This is a genomic window from uncultured Bradyrhizobium sp., from assembly GCF_947648125.1.
In the GTDB taxonomy this organism is placed as follows: Bacteria; Pseudomonadota; Alphaproteobacteria; order Rhizobiales; family Xanthobacteraceae; genus Bradyrhizobium.
The window spans coordinates 1-22,345 of the sequence record NZ_CANSMR010000028.1; the positions used below are offsets into that span (position 1 = coordinate 1).

Sequence of the window (22,345 nt, forward strand, 5' to 3'; positions counted from 1 at the left end):
GCCGGCGGCGGGGCCGCTGCGGCCGGCTTTGCCGGTTCGGGCGTCATGATACTGACCGGCGGCGTCGAGGACGCGCTCGGAAACTCCGCATTGGTCGGCTTGCCCGTGGGCATCGACGGTGGCAGCGCCGCGATCAGGCCGTTGGCAGCCGACGCCTGCGCGCCGGCCGGTGCGTTCCATGACGCCGCGTAGCGCGTGACCAGGTTCTCGTAGGTCCGCTCGTTCATGTTGTTGATGATCTGATGGTTGTCGCCGAGCGAGCGGAACGCGGGACACGCGGTCGGCGTGCAGTGGTCGCGGGCCATCAGCGCGTAGGCCACGAGGCCGTAGCGGTCGTGCTCGATGGCGCGGCGCAGCGCTTGCAGTTCGGTGGTCGAATTGCGCTCCGCGGTTGCGATGTCGCCCAGCGCGGTCAGGCGCGAGATCTGCGCCGCCGCATAGCTGACCGCCGCCGCGGCGGTATCAGACGAACCGAACAGCACCTTCTCGCAGGCATTGAGAACGGCGTCTCCGGCGAGGTCATCGATGCAGGCCAGCGCCGGCGCGGTCTGGCTGCTGAATTGCGCCGTCCGTGTATCGGTCGGCGTCGCCTGCCCGCCCGGCCCGAAGCCGCGGATCGTCGCGGCGACCGCAACCGCGATCGACAACAGCGTGATGACGGTCAGCGCGCCGTTGGCGACGGACTTTTCCGCGCGCAGCAGCGTGACCAGAACGACAATCCCAAAAAAGCCCGCAGCGGCCAGCGTCAGCCACATCGGGAAGGTCGGTGAGCGCCAGATCTGATCCAGCGAGGAAGCCCAATTCATGCGCGATGTCCCTCAACGCAGCGTAAGCACAACCGGCGACGGCGGACGCCGCCATCCCGACGTCCAACCTTCAGCACAATGGGTCTGCGAACAGGGCCTTTTGACGGCGACGGCGCGAAACCCGCTCCAGCCACCGGCTTGCGCACAACGCGTTCAGGACAGCGCCAGCTGACTCTCCTTGGCCACCCGTTCGAAAGCTTCAGTCGAGCTCTTGATACGATACTGGCAATCGTCACCATCGGTCGGCAGCAGGCGGATCACCTCATAGGTGCCGCTCGCAGCGGGGCGCGCCACGTTGCTGGCCGTGAAATAGACGATCTCGCCAATCGAGTACTTATGCTTCAACGCCCTCTCCATTTTCTTAGAGATTGCTGGCTGAGCTGACAGTCCCGATAGCTCAAGCCGGCATTTTGAGAACCCTGCGGCAAGCTAGCACATCGCACCGCCCCAAATCCAGCAAGATTGGGGCATGGCGAAGGTGCGATTTTGCAGGTTTTTCAGGGCGATAGGCAGCAATTTACGTGCCAGTCAGAAATTGCCCGCTGCCACCGGCTGGAACCCGGAACCCGGTTCCACCGGCACGCGGCACGGCCTCAGGCGGTATGCGGCAGCTTGCCGTTGGGGCTCGCGCCGTCGACCGCAGCCGGAAGTTGCTGGGCCAGCACCTTGGACAGCTGGTCGACCGGAATGTTGAACTTGGCGGCGAGCTGCTTGACGGTGTCGCTGCCCAGCACCTGCTGGAGCTGCTCGGCGGTGATCGGCAGATTCTGGCCGGTGCCGATCCAGGATTTGACCTGGTCGCCGAGGCCAGCCTGCTCGAGCTTGGCGACGATCGCCGACAAGCCGCCCTGCCCGCCATTGCCCATCACCTGGCCCAGCACGACGGGGATCACGGCCGCCCCGAGCTGGCCAAGCAAGCCTTTCAGCTCCGGTGAATTCTCCAGGGAATCGAGAATGCCCATGGTCTAAGTCCTTTCACGACTTGCAAAACTGGTCTTTCGGATTCGACGCCTTCGGCCCCGCGGCGTCAAGCCGCGATCTTTGCCGCCGCTGTCACAATTCGGCAGCGCAGGGACCGGTCAGGCGTCCTCGAATCGCTCGATCCGCAGCGTCTCGGCCAGGCCGTCGCGGGTCCATTGCTGGAACGCCGGCAGCTGCATCATGGCATCGACATAATGCTGCGCCGCGGGCTTCACCGGGATCGCGTAGGTGCGAAAACGATGCACCACGGGCGCGTACATCGCGTCCGCCCCGGAGAATGCGCCGAACAGGAACGGACCCTGCTTGCCGTAGCGCGCGTGGCAATCGGCCCAGATCTCCTCGATCCGCGCCACATTGGCCCGCGCATCGTCCGACAGCGCGACCGCGCGGATCGGCCGGTGCAGGTTCATGCCGCATTCGCTGCGCAGCGGCACGAAGCCGGAGTGCATCTCCGCCGAGATCGCGCGGGCATGCGCGCGCGCGGCGCGATCCGACGGCCACAGCTTCGCTTCGGGAAACTTCTCGGCGAGATACTCGATGATCGCCAGCGAATCCCACACCGTGACGTCGCCGTCGATCAGCGTCGGTACCTTGCCGGCCTTGCTGAAAGAGAGGATGCGGTCCTTGTCGGCCTGGTCGGTGTAGAGCGGAACGAAGATTTCCTCGAACGGGATGTCGTTGGCGCGCAGCGCCAGCCAGGGCCGCATCGACCATGACGAATAGTTCTTGTTGCCGATGACGAGCTTGAGCATGCCTGTGAATCCTGTTGCCACGCCAGTTTGCCATAGTGCATTGCACGCGTTCAACCTGTACATGACGCGGGATGCAGCGCGGCGCGGACCGGCCGCACGTTGACGAAGGAAGGCACCAATGACCGGCTATTGGGTCGACATCCTGGCCGTCGGCTTCTTTGCGCTGGAATGGCTGGTCTACGCCATCACGCTGGAGCACACCGCCTACGGACGCGACAGCCTGTCGGCGCGGATGCATGTCTATCGCGAGATCTGGGTGCGCAATCTGCTCAACCGCGACGCGCGGATGGTCGACATGCAGATCATGGCGAGCCTGCAGAACGGCACCGCGTTCTTCGCCTCGACCAGCCTGATCGCGATCGGCGGGGCGCTGGCGCTGCTGCGCGCGACCAGCGACGCTCTCGCGGTGCTCGGTGCGCTGCCGGTCAACCTGACGCCCTCGCCCGCGCTGTGGGAGATCAAGTGCATCGGGCTGATCCTGATCTTCATCTACACGTTTTTCAAATTCGCCTGGGCCTATCGCCTGTTCAACTATGTCGCGATCCTGTTCGGTGCGATGCCGCCGGCCAGCCAGCGCGATACGCCGGAGGCCGAGGCGCATGTGATCCGCACCACGCGGCTGTTCGAGACCGCGGGCCGCCACTTCAACCGCGGCCAGCGCGCATTCTTCTTCGCGCTCGCCTATCTCGGCTGGTTCGTCAGCCCCTGGGTGCTGATCGCCACGACAGCCGCGGTCGTCATCGTGATCTGGCGCCGGCAGTTCGCCTCGAATGCCTGGCAGGCGATGGGAAGCTGAGACTTGCCTCGCCCTACGATGCGAAATCGCGCGGCGTGAAGTCGAGGTCGAGCACCTTCCATTCGCCGTAGCGATCCCGCGGCAGCATCGCATAAGGCTGGCAGGCTTGCAGCGCCTCGGTCGCGCTCTTGAGCAGCAGCGGCCCCTTTTCCGATGCGGTGGCTTCGATCAGCAACGGCGATGCGCCGAGCTTGCCGTCGGGCTTCATGAACACCCTGAGCTTGATCCTGACGTCATCGCCGGTGCTCAGCGTCGCCGGGAGCTTCATGCAGCTCTTCAGATGACGGCGGAATTCGGCCACCACGCTGGAGCCGACGTCGGCCTGCTCGGTGGCGGCGGCGTCGAAATTGTCCTTGCCGGGACCGGGGCCGTGCGGCGCATCGGCCGGCAGCTTCACGGGGATGTCGGGCGGCAAACCGAGCATGACATTGTATTTGACGGAGAGGTCAGGCTCGGGCTGCGCATAGGCAGGTTGCGACGGCGGCGCCGCTTGCTGCGCCGTCGGCTGGGGCATCGGCGGCGTCTGGGATGCCGGCGTCTGCGGTGCCGGCGGCTCGACCGCGGCGTGCTGCGGCGCCGGGCTGGGTTTGGGCTCCGGCGGTGTCGCCTGCTTCTGCTGCTGTGCCTGCTGCGGCTGCGGTGCTGGCGCTTGCGCCGATGGTTCGGACTTGGCTGTGTCCACCGGTTTGTCGAGCGACGGCAACTGGAACTCGGGCGTCGGCGACGGGCTCGGCACCGGATCGGGCTTGATTTCGCTCTTGGCGACCTCCTGCGGCGTCACGATCTCGACCGGCACCGTGTCAGCGGCGACGGGATCGAACTGATGCACCTCCGAATACAGGAAAATCAGCGCGAGCAGCATCAGGTGCACGAACACCGACGCCATCAGATCCGCGTTTGGCCGAAACTTCATCCCGCTCGATCACATCAGTGTCGTCTCCCCGCCGGTCACAATACCGGGTGGAACCCGCCTGCCTCAATCCCCATTCGATGCAAAACCGCAATCGGCCAGCGCGCAATAGCATGATCCGGACCGCTGCCCAGCCCTTTTCCGCGCGGCGATTCACAGGCAAGGACCCAATGCGCCATGGGGCCATCAGATGGGACCGTCAGATCGGCCGTCAGCGCGCGGCCGCGCTCCCGATTGCCGAAATCTCGCCCATGTCCTCATCCGACAACTCGAAGTCGAAGATGTCCATATTTTCCTGGAGCCGCTCGAGCTTCGAGGTGCGCGGGATCGCGGAAACATTCTGCTGCACCAGCCAGCGCAGGCAGACCTGGGCGGCCGTCTTGCGATAACGGTCGCCGATCCGCGCCAACGCGCGGTCGCCCTTGACGCGTCCCTTCGCGATCGGGCTGTAGGCGACGAATGCCATGCCATGGCGTGCGCAGGCCTCGATCACATCGGTCTGGCCCAGATAAGGATGGTACTCGACCTGATCGCAGGCGAGCGGCTCGGGGCACGCCGCCACCGCCTCCTCGATCAGCGCCACGTTGAAGTTCGAGACCCCGATATGCCGCGCCAGTCCCGCCTGCTTGACCCGCGCCAGCGCGCCGAGCGTCTCGGCAAGCGGCACGTGCGAATGCGGCCAATGCAGCAGCAACAGATCCACCTCGGTCAGGCGCAGCCGCGCCAGACTCTCTTTGGCGGAACGTTCGAGATCCTTCGCCATGAAATGCGTGGTCCAGATCTTGGTGGTCAGGAACACATCGTCGCGCTTGATGCCGGAGGCGCGCAGCCCCTCGCCGACCTCGCGCTCGTTGTCATAGATCTGGGCGGTGTCGATGTGCCGGTAACCGAGCCGCAGCGCCTGCTCGACGATGCGGGCGCAGGTCCGCCCGCGCAGCTCCCAGGTGCCGAGCCCGATCGCGGGAATTCTGGCACCGTTGCCTTCGACGACATTCATGCGCCCATTATGCGCGCCTGACGAAGGCCTGCCAACTCACGTATGGGTTCCGCGGCGAGCCGTCGCGACCGCTCACCGCTCCGGCTGATAACCGTCGGTCAGCGTCTTCAGGAAGGCGATGATGTCGGCTTCATCCTGCGCGGTCATCGCAGGGGTGTCGCCGAGATGACGCTCGAACGGCGGATCGCTGACGTCGACATTGCCGTGATGCTTCTCCGGCAGGTCGTCGTATTTGCGCACGGTACCGTCGGCTGCACGCGGGTAGACCTTCTCCGGATTGGTATCGCGGAAGTTATAGAAATCGAGCACCTGCTCGAGGCTCGTGAAGACGCCGTTGTGGAAGAACACGCGCCGGGTCGCGGTGTTGCGCAAGGTCGGCGTCAGAAACATCCCGCAATATTGCGTCTGCTCGACAATGTCGGTGCGATACGGGCCGCAGACCCCAAGATCGAAACGATTGGGATCACGGTTGCTGGCGAGCGCGGCGTTGCGCGGCGCGCCAAGCGCCTCGTACTGGTGGTCGGTGAACAGCGGCGGCAGGCCGTCGCGGGTCGGCGCCGAGGTATGGCAGCCGCCGCAATTGGCCTTGTCCGGATCGTTGAACAATTGCAGGCCGCGCAGCTCGCTCTCGCTCAACCGCGTCTTGCCTTCCAGCCAGTAGTCGAACTTGCTGGTGTAGGGATGGAAGCTCGGCTCCTCGACCTGAAAGCGCGCGACCGCGAACATCGCCTCCGCGACAAGCAACCGCGTATTGTCGAACACCTGAGCGCCGAACAGTTCGGCAAAGCGCGGAGCGTAGCTCGCCTGGCGCAGCTTCTGCGCCACCACGTCGATACTGCCGCCGTCCATCTCATTGGGATCAAGCAGCGGGAAGATCGCCTGGTCCTGCAACGTATCGGCGCGGCCGTCCCAGAACAGTCCGCCCTGCGGCACGATGTTGACCGCCGACGCCGCGGTCCCGGTCGCGACCTTTTTCGCACGCGCAGCCTGCTGGCCCGCCGCGGCCAGTTGCGCGAAGTCGACGAGATTGTCGTCCTCGTCCTTCTCGGGTCCGATGCTGAAATTCGGCTGGCGTTCCAGATAGGTCAGGCCGGGAACGGCGCGCGTTCCCTGCCGCGATTGCGCAGGCCCGCCGAACATGACCGCCGCATCGTTGGGCGGACCGTAAGCGTGGTCCGGACTGTGGCAGGACGCGCATGACAATGCGCCCGACGAGGACAGCGACGCGTCAAAGAAGATCTTCTGGCCGAGCTGCGCCATGCCGGACAGCGGGGCGACCGGCGGACGCCTGAGCTGCACCGGATGCGGATTCGTCCCCGGAAGTCCTTGGGTCTCGACTGCCGCAACGGCGCCGGCCATGCAGAGCAGGCCGGCGCCGAGAAGCCACAACATGCGGCCGTTCATATGACGTCCAGTGATCCCAGATCGTTAGTGGTGATGATCATCAGACGGGCTGACGATGACCGTGCCGGCCGTCGGATCGAGGAACAGCTTGTTCTGCCGATCGTCATCGTCGCGATCGTGGCCATGATCGAAGTCGAACATGTCCGTGATCGATTCGACGCTGTCGTCGAACGAGCCGCCGCCGAGACGCTGGCCGTGCAGCCAGTTGTCCTCGATGAAGCGCACCACGGACGCCTGCGAGATGCGCGTATGGCTGACGAAGTTCTTCTTGGCGAAGGGCGAGATCACCAGGAACGGGGTCCGCGTACCGGGACCGCAGCGGCCGTTCACCGGCTGGCCGTTGAGGCCGTTCGGCTGCGTCTGCTTGCCGATGCCGCGGCCGCACTGGCCGGGACCGTTGACCTGATCGGCGGTCGGATCATACGAAGCGCTGGTCGGCGCAATGTACTGGTGGTCGTACCAGCCGTCGGAGTCGTCATAGGTGATGATGACTGCGGTCTCGCGCCACTCCTTCTGCTTCTGCAGGAAGTTGATCAGCTCGACATTGCCGGCCTGCTCGTCGAGTGGATCGGAGTTGCCGGGATGACCGTCCTGATAGGCAGGCATCTTGATGTAGGAGACGGCCGGGAAGTTGCCGGCTTTCACGGAGGCGTAGAAGTCCTCGAGATCGTAGGCATGATTGGCCGGATCGAGCGTCTTGCTGCCGGGAACGTAGGTGTGGCCCACAGCGTTCACCGAGCTCGGCCGCGCATGGGTCGGGTTGGCGGTCGACTTGTAGTACTGGAACCAGGCGTGGTGCGGGATGTAGTCCACGATGGTGCCGTTGACGTTGCTCGAGAACGTGCTGCGGCCGCAGTTGGTGGTGCCGTTGCTGTTCTTGAGCGTCAGGTCGAAGCCGCCCATGAAGCTGCCCCAGCTGATGTGCTCGGCGTTGAGCAGGTCGCCGATGTTCTTGCTGGTCATCAAGACCTGGCTCGTCGTGCTCGAGCAGGAGTCGTAAGCAGGGTCGGTATCACCGATCAGCGTCAGGCCGCCCTGGCCGTCCGCAATCGACGATGACGTGCCGACAATGTTCTGCGCACCGTTGGTCTGGCCGGACACCACCTCGAGCGCGCCGGGCGTCGACGGACCGAAGGTGTCGGTCCAGTTGTTGTCGCTCATCGCGAAGTTCTGTGCGTAATTCCAGAACGCGGTGACGGTGTTGCCGTCGAAATAACCCATCACCTGGCCGTTGGTGCCGAAGGCGCCGACGCCGCCGGCGGTGCCGCGACCGGTGAATTCCGGAAACAGGTCTTCCTTGCCGTTGTCGACCGCCTGCTGCTCAGGCGTATAGGCGTGGTTCTGCGAGCGCGTGTTGGCCTGCGTGCGATCGAGGCGGAACGGATTCGTCGCGCCGGCGCCGTTGGCCGGATTGGTGTTCGGGTTGTTGGTCAGCAGATTGGCGGTGGCGAGGTTGTTGACCTTCGGCGTATGCGGCTTCGCAGTGAACGGAATCGAGCCGGTCGGGTTGGCCGCATTCGGGTAGGTCGCGAAATAATGATCGAACGAGCGGTTCTCGTTGAAGATGACGACGAGATGCTTGATCGGAGTTGCGGTGTGAATGTCGCGCGGATGACGATGATCGTGGTCTCTATCATCGTCGTGAGCGGCGGCGCTGCACACAACTGCAGCAGCAGCGACCAGACAGACTCCGACCGTCGAAAGAAATTTGGCTTTCACCGTAGTGCCCCTTGATTTTACAGATTTGTGACGTCGACCTGCGACAAGTTAGCCATCACGGGTGACAGGTCTGTGTCAGTCTTGTGCAATCACCAATCAATGCGATGCGAACAGCGTGCGCGCATTTCGCATCGGTTGCAGCAAGCATCGGCGCAGCAATCTGCGCGCGTACCATGCTTCTCCCTGTCGACCCTAATGCGGCGCGGCCATGTGCCGACGCTGCATCGGACGAAAGGTGCGCGGGCACGGCGCGCGAGCATTGCAATGGACGCGCAAGACACCGGCGGCTGAGCGGCGACGGGGCGGCTCGGTCGACTCGGTAGAGTCGTAGGATGAGCCCGCTCATGCGCGGTGACTCTCACCTGAGCTATTCGGTCGATGGACGACGTTCGGCGCCAACTTGGATTCGCCATTGCTTGACGAGATCGCGGCGACGACCCGGATAGCGCTCCGGCTTCACCCGGACCTTTTCGATTCGATCCGCTCGAAACGAACGGAAGTCGTTTCTCATTTCACACCAGCCCGCGATGATTCGCCGGGAATCGAAAAACGCCACGGCGATCGGCCAAATGACTCGGGTGGTTTTCTCACCTTTGGGGTCGCGGTACACGATCGAAAGCTTGTGTTGATCCTGCATCGCTCTGCGCACAGTCCCAAGGTCGACGGCTTCCGCTCGCTTCGGCCTGCGGGCCACGTGAAATGCGTTGTCGTGCAGCTTGTGTTGCAGTTCCGCGGGAAGGACAGCCCCGATCTTCACGAGCGCTTCACGCGCCGCGAACGCGAACTCCTCGTCGGTCTGACGAGATACCCACTGCGCCCCGAGCGCCAGGGCCTGGATTTCCTGCTCGGAGAACATCAACGGCGGCAGCAGAAAGCCCGGCTGCAGCACATAGCCGAGCCCCCGCTCCCCGTCGATTCGAGCCCCCAGCGCCTGCAACTCGGCGATGTCGCGATAGAGCGTTCGCAGCGACACACCCGCTTCTTCCGCAAGCTTGCTGCCGGCCACCGGATAGCGGTGTCGCCGCAGGATTTGCATGAGATCGAATAGCCGCTGGCTCTTGGACATGTTGCCAATCTAGCACAGGTCCTGCCAGAATGTGGCAGTAGCGCTGCGCAATCGGGCGTACCAGCACCCACGGCCAGAACCTGCTACATCGCCACGAGCGCTTTACCGCCCAGCTTGCGCCCGCCTTCGATGGCCGCAATAAGCCGGACTGCATCTCCAAGGCCCACCGTCTCTGCGATCGTGAGGCGCAGCTGTCCTTGCGCCGCCGCGCCGGCTAGGCCATCGAGAATATCCGCCCGTGCCGTGCAAATGACGGGCTTCAGTTTGCGGTTGATCAAGGCGCGGATGAACTTGATCGGTGCCGGGGCGATATCGAGATAGACACCCCCCTTGCGAAGAAGACCGAGCCCCGTCGCAACCGTCATTGTCGCTGAAGTATCGTACACAATGTCGAAGCGCTCACCGACGGCGGACAAATCGGTCGTTTGATAGTCAAACAGCGGCTGAACGCCCAGATCGCGGGCTCGCTGCATCGACGCGTGGCCGCACGTACCGGCTACGGTCGCACCGAACATCCTTGCAAGCCGCACCGCAGCTTCACCAACGGCGCCGGTACACCCGTTGACGAACACATCCACATGCTTGCCAGGTTTCAGACCCGCCTTGTCGACGAGTCCATTCCAGGCGGTAACGCCCGGCGTAGGCAGGCAAGCGGCGTCCTCGTACGAGACCGTTTCCGGCTTCTTGGCGACGAAGGTCTCGCGCGCGACCACGGCTTCGGCGAGAGCGCCACCATCCTTGATGTGCGCCATGCCAAAGACAGCGTCTCCGAGCTTGAAGCGCGTGACGCCTTCGCCCACCGCCGTCACGATGCCGGAGAAGTCGCTACCCATCGCACGGGGGAATTGCTTCCCCGTCATCATCTTGAGATAGCCGCTGCGCACCTTCCAATCGATGGGATTGATCGCGGCGAACTTGACCTTCACGCCGACTTCACTGCGCCCCGGCGGCTTGAGCTCGAAGTCTTCGAGCTTCATCGTCTCCGGACCGCCATAGCTGTGGTATTGAATCCGCTTCATGACTAACCAACCGTGCTTTAATGAGGTCTGATGGTCGTCATGTAAGCGGCGAACGGAGCCGCGTCGTAAATCACGTCGGTCGATATGATTTTCCCGTTCTTTACCTTGATGAGTTCTGCGACCGGTGCGTTCGCGACTGGATGGGTCTCAGCGTTGTAGACGACGACGGCCTGCTCATCGTCTCCCAATATCGCCAGGACGGTGATCCCTTTGGTCATGCGGGCAAACCCATCGTGGAATTGGCGAAACTTGTCGATTCCGGCAATCCGACCGCGCGGCGAGGTGCAGATCACGTCGTCCGACGAGAGCGACACGATCGTGTCTACGTTCTTGTCACCGATGGCCTCGACGTAGATTTTGGCGATATGCGCTGCCTTGCCCTGAAACTGAATGCTCGTGTTCATCGTCTTTCCTTTCATTGATCGGAAGACGCTGTAGCGCGGCATAGTGACAGATTCTGGCAGTTGAGATTCAAGCCGGTCCCTGCTTCGGCGGCGCTCGCCAACCCGGCGCTCCAGTCAAAGGCTATGGATCAGGACCGGGAATGGGGCCGTCGGCTGCCATCGCAGCTTGAACGGCCGGACGGCAACCGATCCGCGCATGGTGCGCGAGCACATTCGGGTACGGCGAAAGATCAAAGTCGACGCGAGGTGCCCAGTTCGTGATCGCGAAAGCGTTCGCGTCCGCGACCGTGAAGTCCTCCCCCATCAGGTACTCATGATCCGCAAGATGCCGATCGAGATGGGCGTAGCGCGCGCGGAGACGATCACGAAACACCTCCTTGGATTGCTCCGATATTCCCTTGTGGAAGATCGGTCCAAAGCCGCCCTTGTGCATCTCGCTCGAAAGGAAGTTGAGCCACGCCTGCAACTTGGCGCGCTCGATCGTGCCGTTGGGTGGCGCCAGCTTTTTGTCAGGGACCTGATCGGCAATGTATTGAACGATGGCGGCGCCTTCGGTGAGCACCGTTCCGTCGTCGAGCAGCAGCGCCGGCACGTAGCCCAGCGGATTCACTGTTCGATAGTCGCCGCCGCCTTCGATGGCCTTGGTGTGCTCGTCGATCCTGACGACCGTGAACGCCAGCCCGGCCTCAAGAAACACGATGTGCGGCAGCAGAGACAATGTCCCGGGCGCGCAGAACAGCTTCATGGCGAGCCTCAATCAGGGGGGATTCTGGATGCAGCCGTGAGCGTAGCACGGTCGGCCAACGCCTCAAGGAGTATGCAGCTTAATCCTTCATCCCCGTGATCGAGGCGCTGACCGCCCGCGGATCGCGCTGCGGCCAGCGGCCGCTTTCGACTTGCGACAAGAACTCGCCGACGATCCGGTTGTACTCGTCGGGCTCCTCGATGTTGATGGCGTGGCCGCAGTTCGGCATGACGGCGAGCGCGGCGGACGGAATGCTCTGCTTCATCAGAATGCCCGGCAGCAGGCACGGCCAATCCTCGTCGCCGGTGATGATCAGCGTCGGCACATTGATGCGCTTCATCTCGTCGACCAGCGTGTAGAGCGAGGGACGCTCCTTCTGGACGCCCTGCTGGGTGTTGGCCGATCCCACCGCCGAGTGCTCGGCCAGCATGGCCTTGAACTCGGCGTGACCGCGCGGGTCCTTGTTCTCGTACTGCACGCGCGTCGGCCCGTAGGCATAGCGCTCGGCGAAGGCCGGCATGCCCTCCTTGCGGATCATGCCCGCGATCACGTCGGCCTCGGCGCGAAACGTCTCGCGCTTGTCGAGCTCGGCACCATAACCGCAGCCGCCGATGCACAGCGACAATGCGCGCGCCGGATGCCGGATGCCGAAATGCAGCGTTGCAAAACCGCCCATCGAGAGGCCGATGATATGCGCCTTCGGCGCGCCGACGTGATCGAGCACCGCCAGGATGTCGTCGGCAGCGCGCGCCTGCGAGTAGGACGCGACCTGCTCGGGCACGTCAGACGGCGGAAAGCCGCGCGAATTGTAGGCGATGGTCCGGAAACGCTTGCCGAAATGCCGCATCTGCGGCTCGTAGCTGCGCAGGTCGCCGGCGAATTCATGGACCAGGATCACCGGATGGCCGGATCCGGTTTCCTCGAAATAGAGCCGCACGCCGTCATCTGTTGTCGCGTAGGGCATGGTGGTCTCCTGCCTTCTTGCTTTGCAAGCAATTCCTTCGCGTTACGGGATGGTCGCCCCCGCCTGAGGTTTGGCACGCGGCAAGTATGTGCCGTGCTGCTTGCTGCCGACAAGCGTGCCGTCGTCGACGACCACCTTGCCGCGCACCATGGTCAGCACCGGCCAGCCCGTGACTTCGAGCCCTTCATAGGGCGTGTAGTCCGAGCCGTCATGGATCAGCTCATGGCGGATCGTCACCTTGCGCTTCGGGTCCCACAGCGCGATGTCGGCATCCGAGCCGACGGCGATCGTGCCCTTGCGCGGATAGAGGCCGTAGATCTTGGCGTGATTGGTGGCGCTGAAGGCAACGAAGCTGTTGAGATCGATGCGGCCCTTCACCACGCCCTCGGAGAACAGGATCGGTAGCCGCGTCGCCACACCGGGGATGCCGTTCGGCACCCAGCGGAAGCTGGTGCGCCCCTTGGGGGCGAGCTTGCCTTGCGGGTCGTCGTAGCGGAACGGACAATGGTCCGACGAGAACACCGAGAACACTTTTTGCTGCAAGCCCTCCCAGCATGCCTTCTGGCTGGCGACGTCGCGCGGCGGCGGCGAGCAGACGTACTTTGCACCTTCCATGTTGAGCTGATCGAGATCCTTCTCGGTCAGCATGAGATATTGCGGACAGGTTTCGCCCATCACCCGCAAGCCCCGCTGCTGGGCGCGGCGGATCTCGTCCATCGCTTCGCGATTCGAGACATGGACGATCATGATCGGCACGTCGACAAGCTCCGACAGCGAGATCGCGCGATGGGTGGCCTCGCGCTCGACCGGGATCGGCCGCGAGGTCGCGTGGAAGCGCGGCGCAGTGTTGCCGGCGCGTTCCAGCCGGTCGGTGAGAAAGCGGATCGCGTCGAAGTTTTCCGCATGCACCATCAGCATCGCGCCGGTCTCGCGCGCGACCGACATGGTCTCGAGCAGCTCGCGATCCGACAGCGCCAGCCCCTCATAGGTCATGAAGACCTTGAGCGAGGTGTAGCCGTCCTCGACCAGCGCCGGCAGCTCCTGGCCCAGCACATGCTCGGTCGGATCGGTGACGATCAGATGGAAGGCCACGTCGACATGGCATTCGCCTTCGGCCAGCGAATGATAGTGCTTCAGCGCCTCGCGCAACGTCTGGCCCTTCTCCTGCAGGCAGAACGGCAGCACGGTGGTGTTGCCACCGAACGCCGCCGAGCGCGTGCCACTGGCAAAGCCGTCGGCCATCACGATGCCGTCGCCCGACGGCTGGGCGAAATGGACGTGGCTGTCGATGCCGCCGGGCAGCACGAGGCGGTCGGTGGCGTCGATGATCGTAGTTGCTTCGCCGAGATCATGACCGAGCGCCGTGATCTTGCCGTCGCGGATTCCGACGTCGCAGGCGAAGGTGTCGGCAGCGGTGACGACGGTGCCGCCGCGGATGATGGTGTCGAAGGACATCAGTCCGTCCCCTCTTTCGGTGAGCGATGTTCGATGATTGCAGCAAGCGGCTCGGCCAGCCCGATCGTCGGCTTCGGATCCGGCCGGCGGAAGGTGCCGGCGACCGCTTTGCGCGGCTTGAGCACGGCAAGCGTCTCCGCCTGGCGCACGGCGGCCGCGACCGGATCGACCACGGGCACCGGAATGCGGTCGCGGACCTTCGCGGCAAGCCCTGCGAGCGGCGCGCCTGACAGGATGACGACGTCGGCATTGTCCTGCGCGACCGCCTGGTTGGCGAGCGCGACCAGCAGCTCTTCCTTCTCGGCCTGCACGTCGGAGATCGACTGGAAGCTACCGTCGAGCGCGCGTATGCCGGCGCAGCGCGTGCTCAGGCCGTGCATGGCGACGCACTCCTCGTACCACGGCGCCAGCGCGCCGGCGAAGGTCACGATCGAGAACCGCCGGCCGAGCATGCAGGCGGTGAGCATCGCGGCCTCGGCCAGTCCGACGACGGGAAAGGCAAATAGCTCCCGCGCGCCGAACAGGCCGGGATCGCCGAACGCGGCGATGATGGCGGCATCGATGCCGGGGCCGGCCTCGGCCAGCATCTCCAGCGCGATTGCACCGCCGATCTGCGCCTCGGCGCGGGTCGCAATATAAGGCACGCCGCGCGTTGCAGTGGCAGGCATAAGCTCCGTGCTGCCTGATGCGGCCTTGCTGCCGGCGGCGTGGAGCAAATCCGTTACTGCCGCCGTCGTGTTGGGATTGAGCAGCAGGATCTTCATGGCGCAATGGTCCTCGTCTTGCGGCCGCGCGGTTTTGCGGGAGCGTCCGGCGCCACGACATCATCTCCCTTGTCGTTCAGCGCCTCGCCATCCAGCGTCTCGGCGACGATCTCGCCGGTGCGGCGCACGTGCTGGGCCAGGATCTGCCCGGCCTGTGCCGCATCGCGGCGCCTCAGCGCGGCCAAGATATCCTGGTGCTCGCGCACCGATTCATCCCAGCGCCCGAGCACCGAAAGCGCGAAGAAACGCGCCCGCTCGGCCCGCGCCAGCAACGCCTCGTGCGTCGCCTTCAGCACCGCGTTGCGCGCGAAGCCGACGATCGCCGAATGGATCTGCTGGTTGGCCTGAAAATAGTCGCGCAGCTCGTCGCGGCCATGATGCCACTCGATCTTGTCCTGCAGCGCGTCGAGCCGTTCGAAGTCGGCATCCTCCATGCGCAGCGCGGCGAGCTCGGCCGCGCAGCGCTCGATGCCGCTGACGGCCTCGAACAATTCGGTCAATTCGGCGCGGCGGAACGGCGCCACCACGGCGCTGTGGTTGAGCCTGAGTTCAACCAGGCCTTCGTTCGCCAATTGCTTCAGCGCCTCGCGCAGCGGGGTCCGCGAAATGCCGAGGGCATCCGACAGGTCGGCCTCCCCCAGCGACTGTCCCGGCGCGAGCTCGCCGCGCACGATCATGGTGCGCAGCCGCGCCGCCGCCTGCTCGTGCAGTCCGACCCGCGGCACGCGCAGGCGCCGCCGTTGCTGCGCCGTGATCGCGCGCTTGGGTTCCTTGCTACGTCTGGTCGGCTTTGTTTTGGTCTTGGCTTCAGTCTTGGCTTCAGTCACCGCACGCCTTCATCATCATGATCGGGGATCGCGGTCGCCGCGCGCAGATCGGGGTTGGTGAACAGGCTGCCCCAGCCGTGTACGCGCGACGGGTCGCAGCCCACAGCTGTGAGACACGCCCACAGCGTCACTGCGATGGAATCCAGCACCGGCACGCCAAATCCGCGCTCCAGCCGTTCGGCAGCGCCCGCGCCGCGCATGTTGGTGCATAGCACGACGGCGACATCGCAGCCCTCGCGCACCACCTGCTCGATCATCCCCGCGACCATGGCCTCGCTGACCTCGGCAAAGGAGAAATTATCCTGCAGCGACAGATGCCGCTCGGCGAAGCAGCGCAGCCCGGCCGAATTCCAGTTGGCGATGATCCGCTCCTGCACATCCCTGCGATACGGCGTCACCAGACCGATGCGTTTGGCGCCGATCCGCCGCAGCAGGTCGCGATAGGCCAGCACCGTGGTGCAGGCCTTGATTCCGGTTGCCGCCGTGATCTGTTCGCACAGGCTCTCGTCGCGGTCGAAGCCGAGCCAGCTTGCCGAGGTGCCATTCCAGGCGATGACGTCGACCTTGGCATGCGCCAGCAATTCTGCCGCGCGAAGGATCTCGCTGGCGTCGAACTGGCGCAGCGCCTGTTCCGACAGCGCGATCTCCATCACCTTGAAGCGCGAGAAATGCGCCGAGACATCGACGCCTGCCAGCATCGCGCAGGTGATCGGCTCGAGTGCGGTATTCGACGACGGCGTCAGCATGCCGAGCCGGACGGGACGTGTCATTGACGGACCTCATCAAGCGGCCGAACCCTCGTAAGGATTCGGCCGTATCAGTTCTAGACCGGAAGCTTGCGGCTGTAGTCGATCAGGGTCGAGCAGATCAACAGCGCAATGCCCGCGGCAGCAAAATACATCAGGGCCAGGAAGTAGGAGCCGGTGGCCTGCACGATGAAGCCGACGATCAAGGGCGTCGTGATGCCGGCGATGTTGCCGCCGAGATTCATGCAGCCGCCGAGGAAGCCGGACTTGCCACGGCCCGCCAGCGCCGACGGGATCGCCCAGTACATGCCGCACCAGCGCAGGAAGAACAGCGTCGTCGACAGCAGCACCACGACCGCGACCGCATTGGTGACGTAAGCGACAAGGAAGATCGAGACCGTCGCCATGATCGCCGCGATGCCGAACAGGGTGCGGAACACGGTGTTGGGTGCCCCGCCCCGCGCGCGCCAGCCGTCGCCGATCCAGCCGCCGACCAGTTCGCCGACGAAGCCCGCGAAGAAGATGATGAAGGACGCGCCGCCGAGCGCCTTGATATCGAAGCCGTGCACCTTGAACAGGTAGGTCGGCATCCAGGTCAGGAGGCCATAGAATGTGGTGTTGAAGAACATCCAGCCCAGGCACATGCACCAAACCGAGCGGAAGCGGAAATAGGCCATCCCGCTTGCGCCGGACGACGGCGGCGTCGCCGCGTCCTCGATCGCATGGGACTCCTCGAGATAGCGCGCCTCGGCTTCATTAACCGACGGATGCTCGCGCGGCACGTTACGGATGTAGTACCAGGCCAACAGCCCGCACAGCATGGTGCCGACACCCGCGACGACGAAGGCGACGCGCCAGGAGCTGAACGCCGCCATCAGCCAGGCGATCACGATTGAGCCGAGCGCAGCGCCAAGCGGTGCGCCGCCGTCCAGCAGTGTGGCGCCGCGGCCGCGCTCGGTCTGCGTCATCCAGATCGCGTTGAGCTTGCCGCCGGCCGGATAGATCGGCGCTTCCGACGCACCGAGCCCGAGCCGGGTCAACAGCAGCAGCATCCAGCTGGTCGACAGCGCCGCCAGCGCCTGGAAGAAGCCCCAGAACAGCGTCGCGAGCGCGATCACGATGCGCGGCTTGAAGCGATCGGCGAGCATGCCGCCCGGCACCTGCATCAGCGCGTAGGTCCAGAAGAACGAGCTCAGGATCAGGCCCTGCATCGCCGGATCGATGTCGAACTCCTTGGCGATCACAGGCATCGCGACCGAGAGCGAGGCGCGATCGATATAGTTGATCGAGATCAGGAACAGCATCAGCAGGAAGATCTTCCAGCGCACGCCGGAAGGCTTCGCCGTATCTGCCATTGCGATGGTGGACACCTGATCGCTCATTGCTCGCTCCTCTGCCGGCAGATTGTTTTTGCCCCTGGCACGACCCTCGTCATCGAAGGTCACTGGCCCTCTCCTGCCCCGTGCGAAGTCTGCTTCAAGCCGCGCGAGGCGACAAGCACATTTTGCATTCTGCATGCAATTAATAATAAACTATTGATTTTCCTATATTTTAATCACATCAAGTATCATTGCTGATCAGCCCATGATGAGGGATTAGGCGTCTGGCCGCCCGCTCGAGCCAGGTGATTTCGGGGAATTGCCCCGGCGTTGCGGCTCCAGCGATCGCGCGCAGCGGCGTTCTGCCCCAACCTGTGCGCGGTTCGGCGGATGAAAGGTCGTGACGCTACCGCGAGGGGATCTTCGGCTCGGCCTTGAGTGCAAACAACGCCAGCAGCGCGGCCAGACTGAGCGCCGATGTGACCGCGAACGTATAGCCGCCGAGCGGTGATATCAGGAACCCGAACACCACCGGCGCGATGGCTTGCGACAGTCGCGACGGCGCGCCGAGCAGCCCCAGCCGGTAGCCGTAATCCTTTGGACCGAATATCGCGAGCGGCAGCGTGCCGCGTGCAATCGTCAGGATGCCGTTGCCGGCACCGTGCAGCAGCGCGAAGATCCCGGCGAAGCCTCCGCCAAACAGGCCGATCACGCAGGCTCCCAAGGGGTGCGTGATGCAGGCCAAACGCGCCGACCACAATGGATGGAAGCGCTTGAGCAGGCTCGCTTCGACAATCCGTGCAGCCACCTGCGCCGGGCCGATCAGCGCGCCTGCCGCGATCGCCTGGGTTTGCGTCGCGCCCAACGTCTCCAGAATTCGCGGCAAATGCACCGCCATCGCCGACGTGACGCTCCAGGCCGCCGCGAAGGCAAAGGCAAGCAGCACCATCGCGCGGTCGATCGGAATGTGCGGCTTTGGCGTGTCGGCTGCGATCCGATGCTCGCGCTTCAGCTCGGGGACCACGAAGGCGTTGAGCGGCAGGCAGATCAGAATGTGCGCCGCCGCCCAGCCGAAGCAGGTCCAGCGCCAGCCGATGGTTGCAAGGCCCCACGCGGTGAGCGGCCAGCCGATGGTGCTGGCAAACCCGGCGATCAAGGTAATGCCGGTGATGGAACGGCGCGCGGTGTTGCCGTAAATGCGCCCGAGCGCGGCGAAGGCCGCATCATACAGGCCAAGGCCCATGCCGACGCCGAGCAACAGCCAGCTTGCGGCCATCAGAACGGCCCCCTGCGAAAGCCCGAGCAGGATCAGACCGGACGCCAGAATCAGGTTGGAGGCGCAGAGCACTTCGCGCCCGCCCATGCGGTCGATCTGGCGGCCGACGCGCGGGCCGAGCAGTCCTGATATCACGAGCGCCATCGAGAACGCGGCGAACAGCCAGTTCATCGATATGCCGAGGTCGCGCGCAATCGGGTCCGCGAGTATCGCCGGCAGATAATAGCTCGACGCCCAGGCCAGGGTTTGCGTGGTGCCGAGCGCGACGATCAGAAAATTATCTGCACGGCGGCTCATCCAGCGCGCGCACCCGGCGTCCTCGGCGGAACCACTTCTCCATCTTCCTTGACGAACCGGCCGATGTCAGCAACGGCGAGGAGATCAAGGACGGCCTCGGACGGCCGGCACAGCTTCACGCCTTTCGGCGAGACGACGATGGGCCGGTTGATCAGGATCGGATGCGCCATCATGAAATCGATCAATTCGTCGTCGCTCCATTTCGGATTGGCGAGATCTAGCGCGGCATAGGGCGTGCCCTTCTCGCGGAGCAGCGCGCGCGGCGTCATGCCCAAGGCAGCGATCAGCGCGATCAGCTTGTCGCGCGAGGGAGGAGTCTTGAGATATTCGACGATCTCGGGCTCCTCCCCGCTTTGGCGGATCATTGCCAGGGTGTTGCGCGACGTCCCGCAAGCGGGGTTGTGGTAGATCGTGATCGTCATTGGGTCACCTCCTTCGTGGTTTCGGCGCCCCGCAGCAGCCAGCTCATGAATGCCAGCGCGACCATGGCCCCCAGGATCTCGGCGACGATGAATCCCGGCAGATCCTGCGCGCGGATTCCGGAAAACGTGTCGGTGAACGATCGCGCGATGGCGACGGCCGGATTGGCGAATGACGTGGATGCGGTGAACCAGTATGCGGCCGTGATGTAAAGCCCAACCAGCCATGGAATTGCAGCCTCACGAAACCGGAGGCCGCCTATGATCGTTGCAAGCAGTCCGAAAGCTGCAATGAATTCGGCTAACCACTGCGGAAATCCCGTCCTTGCCTTTGCCGAGAACTCCAGCAGCGGCAGGCCGAACATGGCGTGCGCGACCATGGCGCCGAGGATTCCCCCGAGCACCTGCACCGCGACGTACTGCACGGCATGCGGTGGACGGAGTTCACCCTTGAGCATGAACACCAGCGTGACCGCCGGATTGAAATGCGCGCCGGATATTGGTCCGAGGATCGTGATCAGCACCACCAGGATGGCGCCGGTCGGAAGGGTGTTGCCGAGCAGCGCCAACGCCACGTCTTTGGTCAAAGTCTCGGCCATGATGCCGGAGCCAACGACGGTTGTGACCAGAAGCAGCGTACCGAGGCCCTCGGCCACCAGGCGCCGCGGCAGGTCGAAGCTATGCATCAGGCCCGCACCTTCTTCTTGGCCGTGGAGGGCCTGCACTGGGCATCGGCGAGCGCCGGCGCGCAGATTTCCGGATGGCCCGCGCAGCAATCCTTCATCAGGAAGGCGATGAGATCGCGGAGGCCGGTGAAATCCGCCGAGTAGATGATCGAACGCGCCTCGCGACGCGGCACGATCATGCCGGCATGCTCGAGGTCCTTCAGATGGAAGGACACGTTGGATGGCGATACTGCGACCGCCTCGGCAATCGCCCCTGCCGCCATGCCATCCGGACCGGCCTGCACCAGCAGCCGCACGATCCGCAGCCGCGTTTCCTGCGACAGCGCGGCGAAGGCGGTTCGGGCTTGACGCTCCTCCATCTTTCGATAATCCTACAATTCAATAACCATTGAAATGAGGATAGCAGCCATGACCACGCTTGCCAATACCCGATCGACCGTCGGCGCCCTGCTCGCGGTCGAAGAGCTCTCGTCCGCAGCGCTGCTTTCCAGCCTCGAGGCGCACAAGGAGAAGCCGCTGATCTTCAGTTACGACGGCCGGGATGTCCGCCCCAGCTACCACGTGACCGAGGTCAAGACCGGCTCATTCAGAGGGCTCGATTGCGGCGCGAACCCCGAGAGCTGGAGCGAAACCTTCATTCAGCTCTGGGACATCGAAGAGGAAAACCGGGGCCACATGCCGGCCGGAAAGTTCCTCGCAATCATCCGCAAGGTCGATGAGGCGGTCGGCTTCGATCCGCAAGCCAAGCTGACCTTTGAAGTCAGCGATGGCGTCCGGCCGATGCAAATCTATCGCGCGGAACGCATGGATACGGGCGACGCTGCCATACGGGTCCATCTTTCGCCGCGCCCGTCGAGCTGCAAGCCGCGCGACCGATGGCTGCAGGAACAGCAATCCTGCTGCACGCCGAAAGCCAAGCAGCCGTGCTGCGGTTGATCATCAGATGACCAGACGGCATGACGCCCCGATCGCGAGCTATCCGTGCTCATCGAAACGAGCCAATGCTCCTTCGATGAGCTCGATCTCCTCGACGAGAGTCTCATTCACGACCGATGGCCTGAAACCGGGAACGCTGTGCGTTCGAACATCGTCCAGCAATTGCTGGCGATGGTCTCGGAGCTGTTCCAGCGCTTGACGATTCTTCAGCGACACGTAGCCGGCAATGATCTGCTCGATGGCCTTCATTGGAAATCCACGCTTCAAATAAGAACGTACTGCAATCCTTGGATTAAAGCGGCCAAACCGCCTTGCTGGCAAGCCCCATGAGCGTTGCGGCCGGCCCGCACCGAAAATCGCAAATCACTGAGTTGCCCGACGGCGCAAGCCCTCGCGGCAAAAATATTTCGCTTTATCCGAAGTGCAACTCAGTGTATGGTTCGCCCGTCTCGCCCGATCGAGGGGCGCTTCGCGATCGTCACGAACGTGGGTCGAGATGCGGTGGACGCCGGTTGCGCAACTGACGAGTGCGCAATGTGGCGGACGGCGAAATCGTGCAGGCCTGACGCCCTAGTGGCAGGTGTCCTCTCGCAGAGCGCGCAAGCGCCCTGCGAAGGCGGTGACAAAAAAGCCCAGTCTCGCCGGGGAGAGCACGTATAAGCCGTAACCCATCGCGCAGGGAAAGCCGGATTGCTCCGGTTACACCTGTGGTCCTACCCCCGAGCTTTCTACCTTTTGCTCGGGGCCCATGGGTGCGATCGGCACCCGGCTTTCCCTGCGCCCTCTGCGAGAGAGAGGGCGGAACGAACAGCAGAGCTCGGGCAAATCATGTCGCGAGAACTCAGAAGTTTGACTCGCAGATCGTGCAACACACTCGCTGTCGTCCCTGCCTAGTGCGCAATTGCGCACGGGAGCAGGGACGACCCATAACCACGAATGGCCATTGTTGCGCGATGGTGGAACGACGAATCCTGTTCACGACACCGGCCGCGGCGTATGGGTCCCTGCTTTCGCAGGGACGACACCGGTGTTGTGGACTGCATGCGCGATCCATTGG

The 22,345-nt window shown here is 64.0% G+C and carries 25 protein-coding genes; 2 read left to right on the plus strand and 23 right to left on the minus strand.

Features of this window, described 5'->3' with window-relative positions; genetic code table 11:
• The 4 genes from Q0030_RS32630 to Q0030_RS32645 form a co-directional block, all read right to left on the minus strand.
• Window positions 1-806 (minus strand): hypothetical protein (locus Q0030_RS32630; protein ID WP_298376723.1); only part of this gene is annotated, 806 nt, incomplete at its 3' end.
• A gap of 153 nt (window positions 807-959) precedes the next feature.
• Window positions 960-1,163 (minus strand): hypothetical protein, encoded by a 204-nt coding sequence (locus Q0030_RS32635; protein WP_092114848.1) that lies wholly within the window; start codon window positions 1,161-1,163, stop codon window positions 960-962.
• Window positions 1,164-1,399: 236 nt separating this feature from the next.
• Window positions 1,400-1,768, minus strand: coding sequence for a YidB family protein (locus Q0030_RS32640; RefSeq protein WP_298376725.1), 369 nt, complete (start codon window positions 1,766-1,768; stop codon window positions 1,400-1,402).
• A 117-nt stretch (window positions 1,769-1,885) separates the two neighbouring features.
• Window positions 1,886-2,539: a glutathione S-transferase family protein gene (locus tag Q0030_RS32645; protein ID WP_298376728.1), complete on the minus strand. Its 654-nt coding sequence runs from the start codon at window positions 2,537-2,539 to the stop codon at window positions 1,886-1,888.
• 118 nt (window positions 2,540-2,657) lie between these two features.
• On the opposite strand from Q0030_RS32645, the gene Q0030_RS32650 reads away from it, so the two are divergent.
• Complete coding sequence (locus tag Q0030_RS32650; protein ID WP_298376731.1) at window positions 2,658-3,335, plus strand: DUF599 domain-containing protein; 678 nt, start codon at window positions 2,658-2,660, stop codon at window positions 3,333-3,335.
• A 13-nt stretch (window positions 3,336-3,348) separates the two neighbouring features.
• Here the strand turns inward: Q0030_RS32650 and Q0030_RS32655 are convergent, their stop codons facing one another.
• The 18 genes from Q0030_RS32655 to Q0030_RS32740 all read right to left on the minus strand — a co-directional run bounded on the left by Q0030_RS32655 (window position 3,349) and on the right by Q0030_RS32740 (window position 20,711).
• On the minus strand, window positions 3,349-4,248 hold the full coding sequence (locus Q0030_RS32655; RefSeq protein WP_298376734.1) for a hypothetical protein: 900 nt from the start codon (window positions 4,246-4,248) through the stop codon (window positions 3,349-3,351).
• 208 nt (window positions 4,249-4,456) lie between these two features.
• Entirely contained in the window at window positions 4,457-5,242 is a 786-nt protein-coding gene (locus Q0030_RS32660) for an aldo/keto reductase (RefSeq protein WP_298376737.1), read from the minus strand.
• A gap of 72 nt (window positions 5,243-5,314) precedes the next feature.
• On the minus strand, window positions 5,315-6,634 hold the full coding sequence (locus Q0030_RS32665) for a cytochrome c peroxidase (protein ID WP_298376743.1): 1,320 nt from the start codon (window positions 6,632-6,634) through the stop codon (window positions 5,315-5,317).
• Between the two features lie 36 nt (window positions 6,635-6,670).
• Window positions 6,671-8,365, minus strand: a complete 1,695-nt coding sequence (locus Q0030_RS32670; protein WP_298376747.1) for an alkaline phosphatase family protein — start codon at window positions 8,363-8,365, stop codon at window positions 6,671-6,673.
• Window positions 8,366-8,732: 367 nt separating this feature from the next.
• Window positions 8,733-9,431: a YafY family protein gene (locus Q0030_RS32675; protein WP_298376750.1), complete on the minus strand. Its 699-nt coding sequence runs from the start codon at window positions 9,429-9,431 to the stop codon at window positions 8,733-8,735.
• Window positions 9,432-9,514: 83 nt separating this feature from the next.
• Window positions 9,515-10,450, minus strand: coding sequence for an NAD(P)-dependent alcohol dehydrogenase (locus Q0030_RS32680; protein WP_298376753.1), 936 nt, complete (start codon window positions 10,448-10,450; stop codon window positions 9,515-9,517).
• Between the two features lie 17 nt (window positions 10,451-10,467).
• Window positions 10,468-10,854, minus strand: coding sequence for a nuclear transport factor 2 family protein (locus Q0030_RS32685; RefSeq protein ID WP_298376756.1), 387 nt, complete (start codon window positions 10,852-10,854; stop codon window positions 10,468-10,470).
• Between the two features lie 121 nt (window positions 10,855-10,975).
• Window positions 10,976-11,599 (minus strand): glutathione transferase GstA, encoded by a 624-nt coding sequence (gene gstA / locus Q0030_RS32690; protein WP_298376759.1) that lies wholly within the window; start codon window positions 11,597-11,599, stop codon window positions 10,976-10,978.
• Between the two features lie 79 nt (window positions 11,600-11,678).
• Window positions 11,679-12,563, minus strand: coding sequence for an alpha/beta hydrolase (locus Q0030_RS32695; protein WP_298376762.1), 885 nt, complete (start codon window positions 12,561-12,563; stop codon window positions 11,679-11,681).
• A gap of 42 nt (window positions 12,564-12,605) precedes the next feature.
• On the minus strand, window positions 12,606-14,018 hold the full coding sequence (gene hydA, locus Q0030_RS32700) for a dihydropyrimidinase (protein WP_298376765.1): 1,413 nt from the start codon (window positions 14,016-14,018) through the stop codon (window positions 12,606-12,608).
• The gene (locus Q0030_RS32705) at window positions 14,018-14,782 is read right to left on the minus strand and encodes an aspartate/glutamate racemase family protein (protein ID WP_298376768.1); all 765 of its coding nucleotides are present in this window, start codon (window positions 14,780-14,782) and stop codon (window positions 14,018-14,020) included. The genes hydA and Q0030_RS32705 overlap by 1 nt, the downstream gene beginning before the upstream one ends.
• Entirely contained in the window at window positions 14,779-15,609 is an 831-nt protein-coding gene (locus Q0030_RS32710; RefSeq protein ID WP_298376771.1) for a GntR family transcriptional regulator, read from the minus strand. Before Q0030_RS32710 ends, Q0030_RS32705 begins: the two co-directional genes overlap by 4 nt.
• Window positions 15,606-16,379, minus strand: coding sequence for an aspartate/glutamate racemase family protein (locus Q0030_RS32715; RefSeq protein WP_298376773.1), 774 nt, complete (start codon window positions 16,377-16,379; stop codon window positions 15,606-15,608). The genes Q0030_RS32710 and Q0030_RS32715 overlap by 4 nt, the downstream gene beginning before the upstream one ends.
• Before the next feature lie 53 nt (window positions 16,380-16,432).
• On the minus strand, window positions 16,433-17,737 hold the full coding sequence (locus Q0030_RS32720) for an MFS transporter (RefSeq protein ID WP_298376776.1): 1,305 nt from the start codon (window positions 17,735-17,737) through the stop codon (window positions 16,433-16,435).
• A 343-nt stretch (window positions 17,738-18,080) separates the two neighbouring features.
• On the minus strand, window positions 18,081-19,247 hold the full coding sequence (locus Q0030_RS32725) for an MFS transporter (protein ID WP_298376779.1): 1,167 nt from the start codon (window positions 19,245-19,247) through the stop codon (window positions 18,081-18,083).
• The gene (gene arsC, locus Q0030_RS32730; protein ID WP_298376782.1) at window positions 19,244-19,669 is read right to left on the minus strand and encodes an arsenate reductase (glutaredoxin); all 426 of its coding nucleotides are present in this window, start codon (window positions 19,667-19,669) and stop codon (window positions 19,244-19,246) included. The genes Q0030_RS32725 and arsC overlap by 4 nt, the downstream gene beginning before the upstream one ends.
• Complete coding sequence (locus tag Q0030_RS32735) at window positions 19,666-20,352, minus strand: MIP/aquaporin family protein (RefSeq protein WP_298376928.1); 687 nt, start codon at window positions 20,350-20,352, stop codon at window positions 19,666-19,668. Before Q0030_RS32735 ends, arsC begins: the two co-directional genes overlap by 4 nt.
• Entirely contained in the window at window positions 20,352-20,711 is a 360-nt protein-coding gene (locus Q0030_RS32740) for a metalloregulator ArsR/SmtB family transcription factor (protein WP_298376784.1), read from the minus strand. The genes Q0030_RS32735 and Q0030_RS32740 overlap by 1 nt, the downstream gene beginning before the upstream one ends.
• Before the next feature lie 49 nt (window positions 20,712-20,760).
• Between Q0030_RS32740 and Q0030_RS32745 the strand changes: the two genes are divergently transcribed.
• Window positions 20,761-21,288 carry a DUF6428 family protein gene (locus tag Q0030_RS32745; protein WP_298376786.1) on the plus strand — a complete coding sequence of 176 codons (528 nt, stop codon included), beginning with the start codon at window positions 20,761-20,763 and terminating at the stop codon, window positions 21,286-21,288.
• A 39-nt stretch (window positions 21,289-21,327) separates the two neighbouring features.
• On the opposite strand, the gene Q0030_RS32750 is transcribed toward Q0030_RS32745, so the two are convergent.
• Entirely contained in the window at window positions 21,328-21,537 is a 210-nt protein-coding gene (locus tag Q0030_RS32750; RefSeq protein WP_298376788.1) for a hypothetical protein, read from the minus strand.
• Window positions 21,538-22,345 lie beyond the last annotated feature (808 nt).

Excerpts from the sequence above, each read along its gene's own strand:
- Q0030_RS32720 (WP_298376776.1), bottom strand. The coding sequence starts at position 17,737 with ATGAGCGATCAGGTGTCCACCATCGCAATGGCAGATACGGCGAAGCCT.
- hydA (WP_298376765.1), bottom strand. The coding sequence starts at position 14,018 with ATGTCCTTCGACACCATCATCCGCGGCGGCACCGTCGTCACCGCTGCC.
- Q0030_RS32640 (WP_298376725.1), bottom strand. The coding sequence starts at position 1,768 with ATGGGCATTCTCGATTCCCTGGAGAATTCACCGGAGCTGAAAGGCTTG.
- Q0030_RS32685 (WP_298376756.1), bottom strand. The coding sequence starts at position 10,854 with ATGAACACGAGCATTCAGTTTCAGGGCAAGGCAGCGCATATCGCCAAA.
- gstA (WP_298376759.1), bottom strand. The coding sequence starts at position 11,599 with ATGAAGCTGTTCTGCGCGCCCGGGACATTGTCTCTGCTGCCGCACATC.
- Q0030_RS32635 (WP_092114848.1), bottom strand. The coding sequence starts at position 1,163 with ATGGAGAGGGCGTTGAAGCATAAGTACTCGATTGGCGAGATCGTCTAT.
- Q0030_RS32750 (WP_298376788.1), bottom strand. The coding sequence starts at position 21,537 with ATGAAGGCCATCGAGCAGATCATTGCCGGCTACGTGTCGCTGAAGAAT.
- Q0030_RS32675 (WP_298376750.1), bottom strand. The coding sequence starts at position 9,431 with ATGTCCAAGAGCCAGCGGCTATTCGATCTCATGCAAATCCTGCGGCGA.
- arsC (WP_298376782.1), bottom strand. The coding sequence starts at position 19,669 with ATGACGATCACGATCTACCACAACCCCGCTTGCGGGACGTCGCGCAAC.
- Q0030_RS32645 (WP_298376728.1), bottom strand. The coding sequence starts at position 2,539 with ATGCTCAAGCTCGTCATCGGCAACAAGAACTATTCGTCATGGTCGATG.
- Q0030_RS32655 (WP_298376734.1), bottom strand. The coding sequence starts at position 4,248 with ATGAAGTTTCGGCCAAACGCGGATCTGATGGCGTCGGTGTTCGTGCAC.
- Q0030_RS32740 (WP_298376784.1), bottom strand. The coding sequence starts at position 20,711 with ATGGAGGAGCGTCAAGCCCGAACCGCCTTCGCCGCGCTGTCGCAGGAA.
- Q0030_RS32665 (WP_298376743.1), bottom strand. The coding sequence starts at position 6,634 with ATGTTGTGGCTTCTCGGCGCCGGCCTGCTCTGCATGGCCGGCGCCGTT.
- Q0030_RS32680 (WP_298376753.1), bottom strand. The coding sequence starts at position 10,450 with ATGAAGCGGATTCAATACCACAGCTATGGCGGTCCGGAGACGATGAAG.
- Q0030_RS32660 (WP_298376737.1), bottom strand. The coding sequence starts at position 5,242 with ATGAATGTCGTCGAAGGCAACGGTGCCAGAATTCCCGCGATCGGGCTC.
- Q0030_RS32745 (WP_298376786.1), top strand. The coding sequence starts at position 20,761 with ATGACCACGCTTGCCAATACCCGATCGACCGTCGGCGCCCTGCTCGCG.
- Q0030_RS32705 (WP_298376768.1), bottom strand. The coding sequence starts at position 14,782 with ATGAAGATCCTGCTGCTCAATCCCAACACGACGGCGGCAGTAACGGAT.
- Q0030_RS32725 (WP_298376779.1), bottom strand. The coding sequence starts at position 19,247 with ATGAGCCGCCGTGCAGATAATTTTCTGATCGTCGCGCTCGGCACCACG.
- Q0030_RS32735 (WP_298376928.1), bottom strand. The coding sequence starts at position 20,352 with ATGCATAGCTTCGACCTGCCGCGGCGCCTGGTGGCCGAGGGCCTCGGT.
- Q0030_RS32650 (WP_298376731.1), top strand. The coding sequence starts at position 2,658 with ATGACCGGCTATTGGGTCGACATCCTGGCCGTCGGCTTCTTTGCGCTG.
- Q0030_RS32695 (WP_298376762.1), bottom strand. The coding sequence starts at position 12,563 with ATGCCCTACGCGACAACAGATGACGGCGTGCGGCTCTATTTCGAGGAA.
- Q0030_RS32715 (WP_298376773.1), bottom strand. The coding sequence starts at position 16,379 with ATGACACGTCCCGTCCGGCTCGGCATGCTGACGCCGTCGTCGAATACC.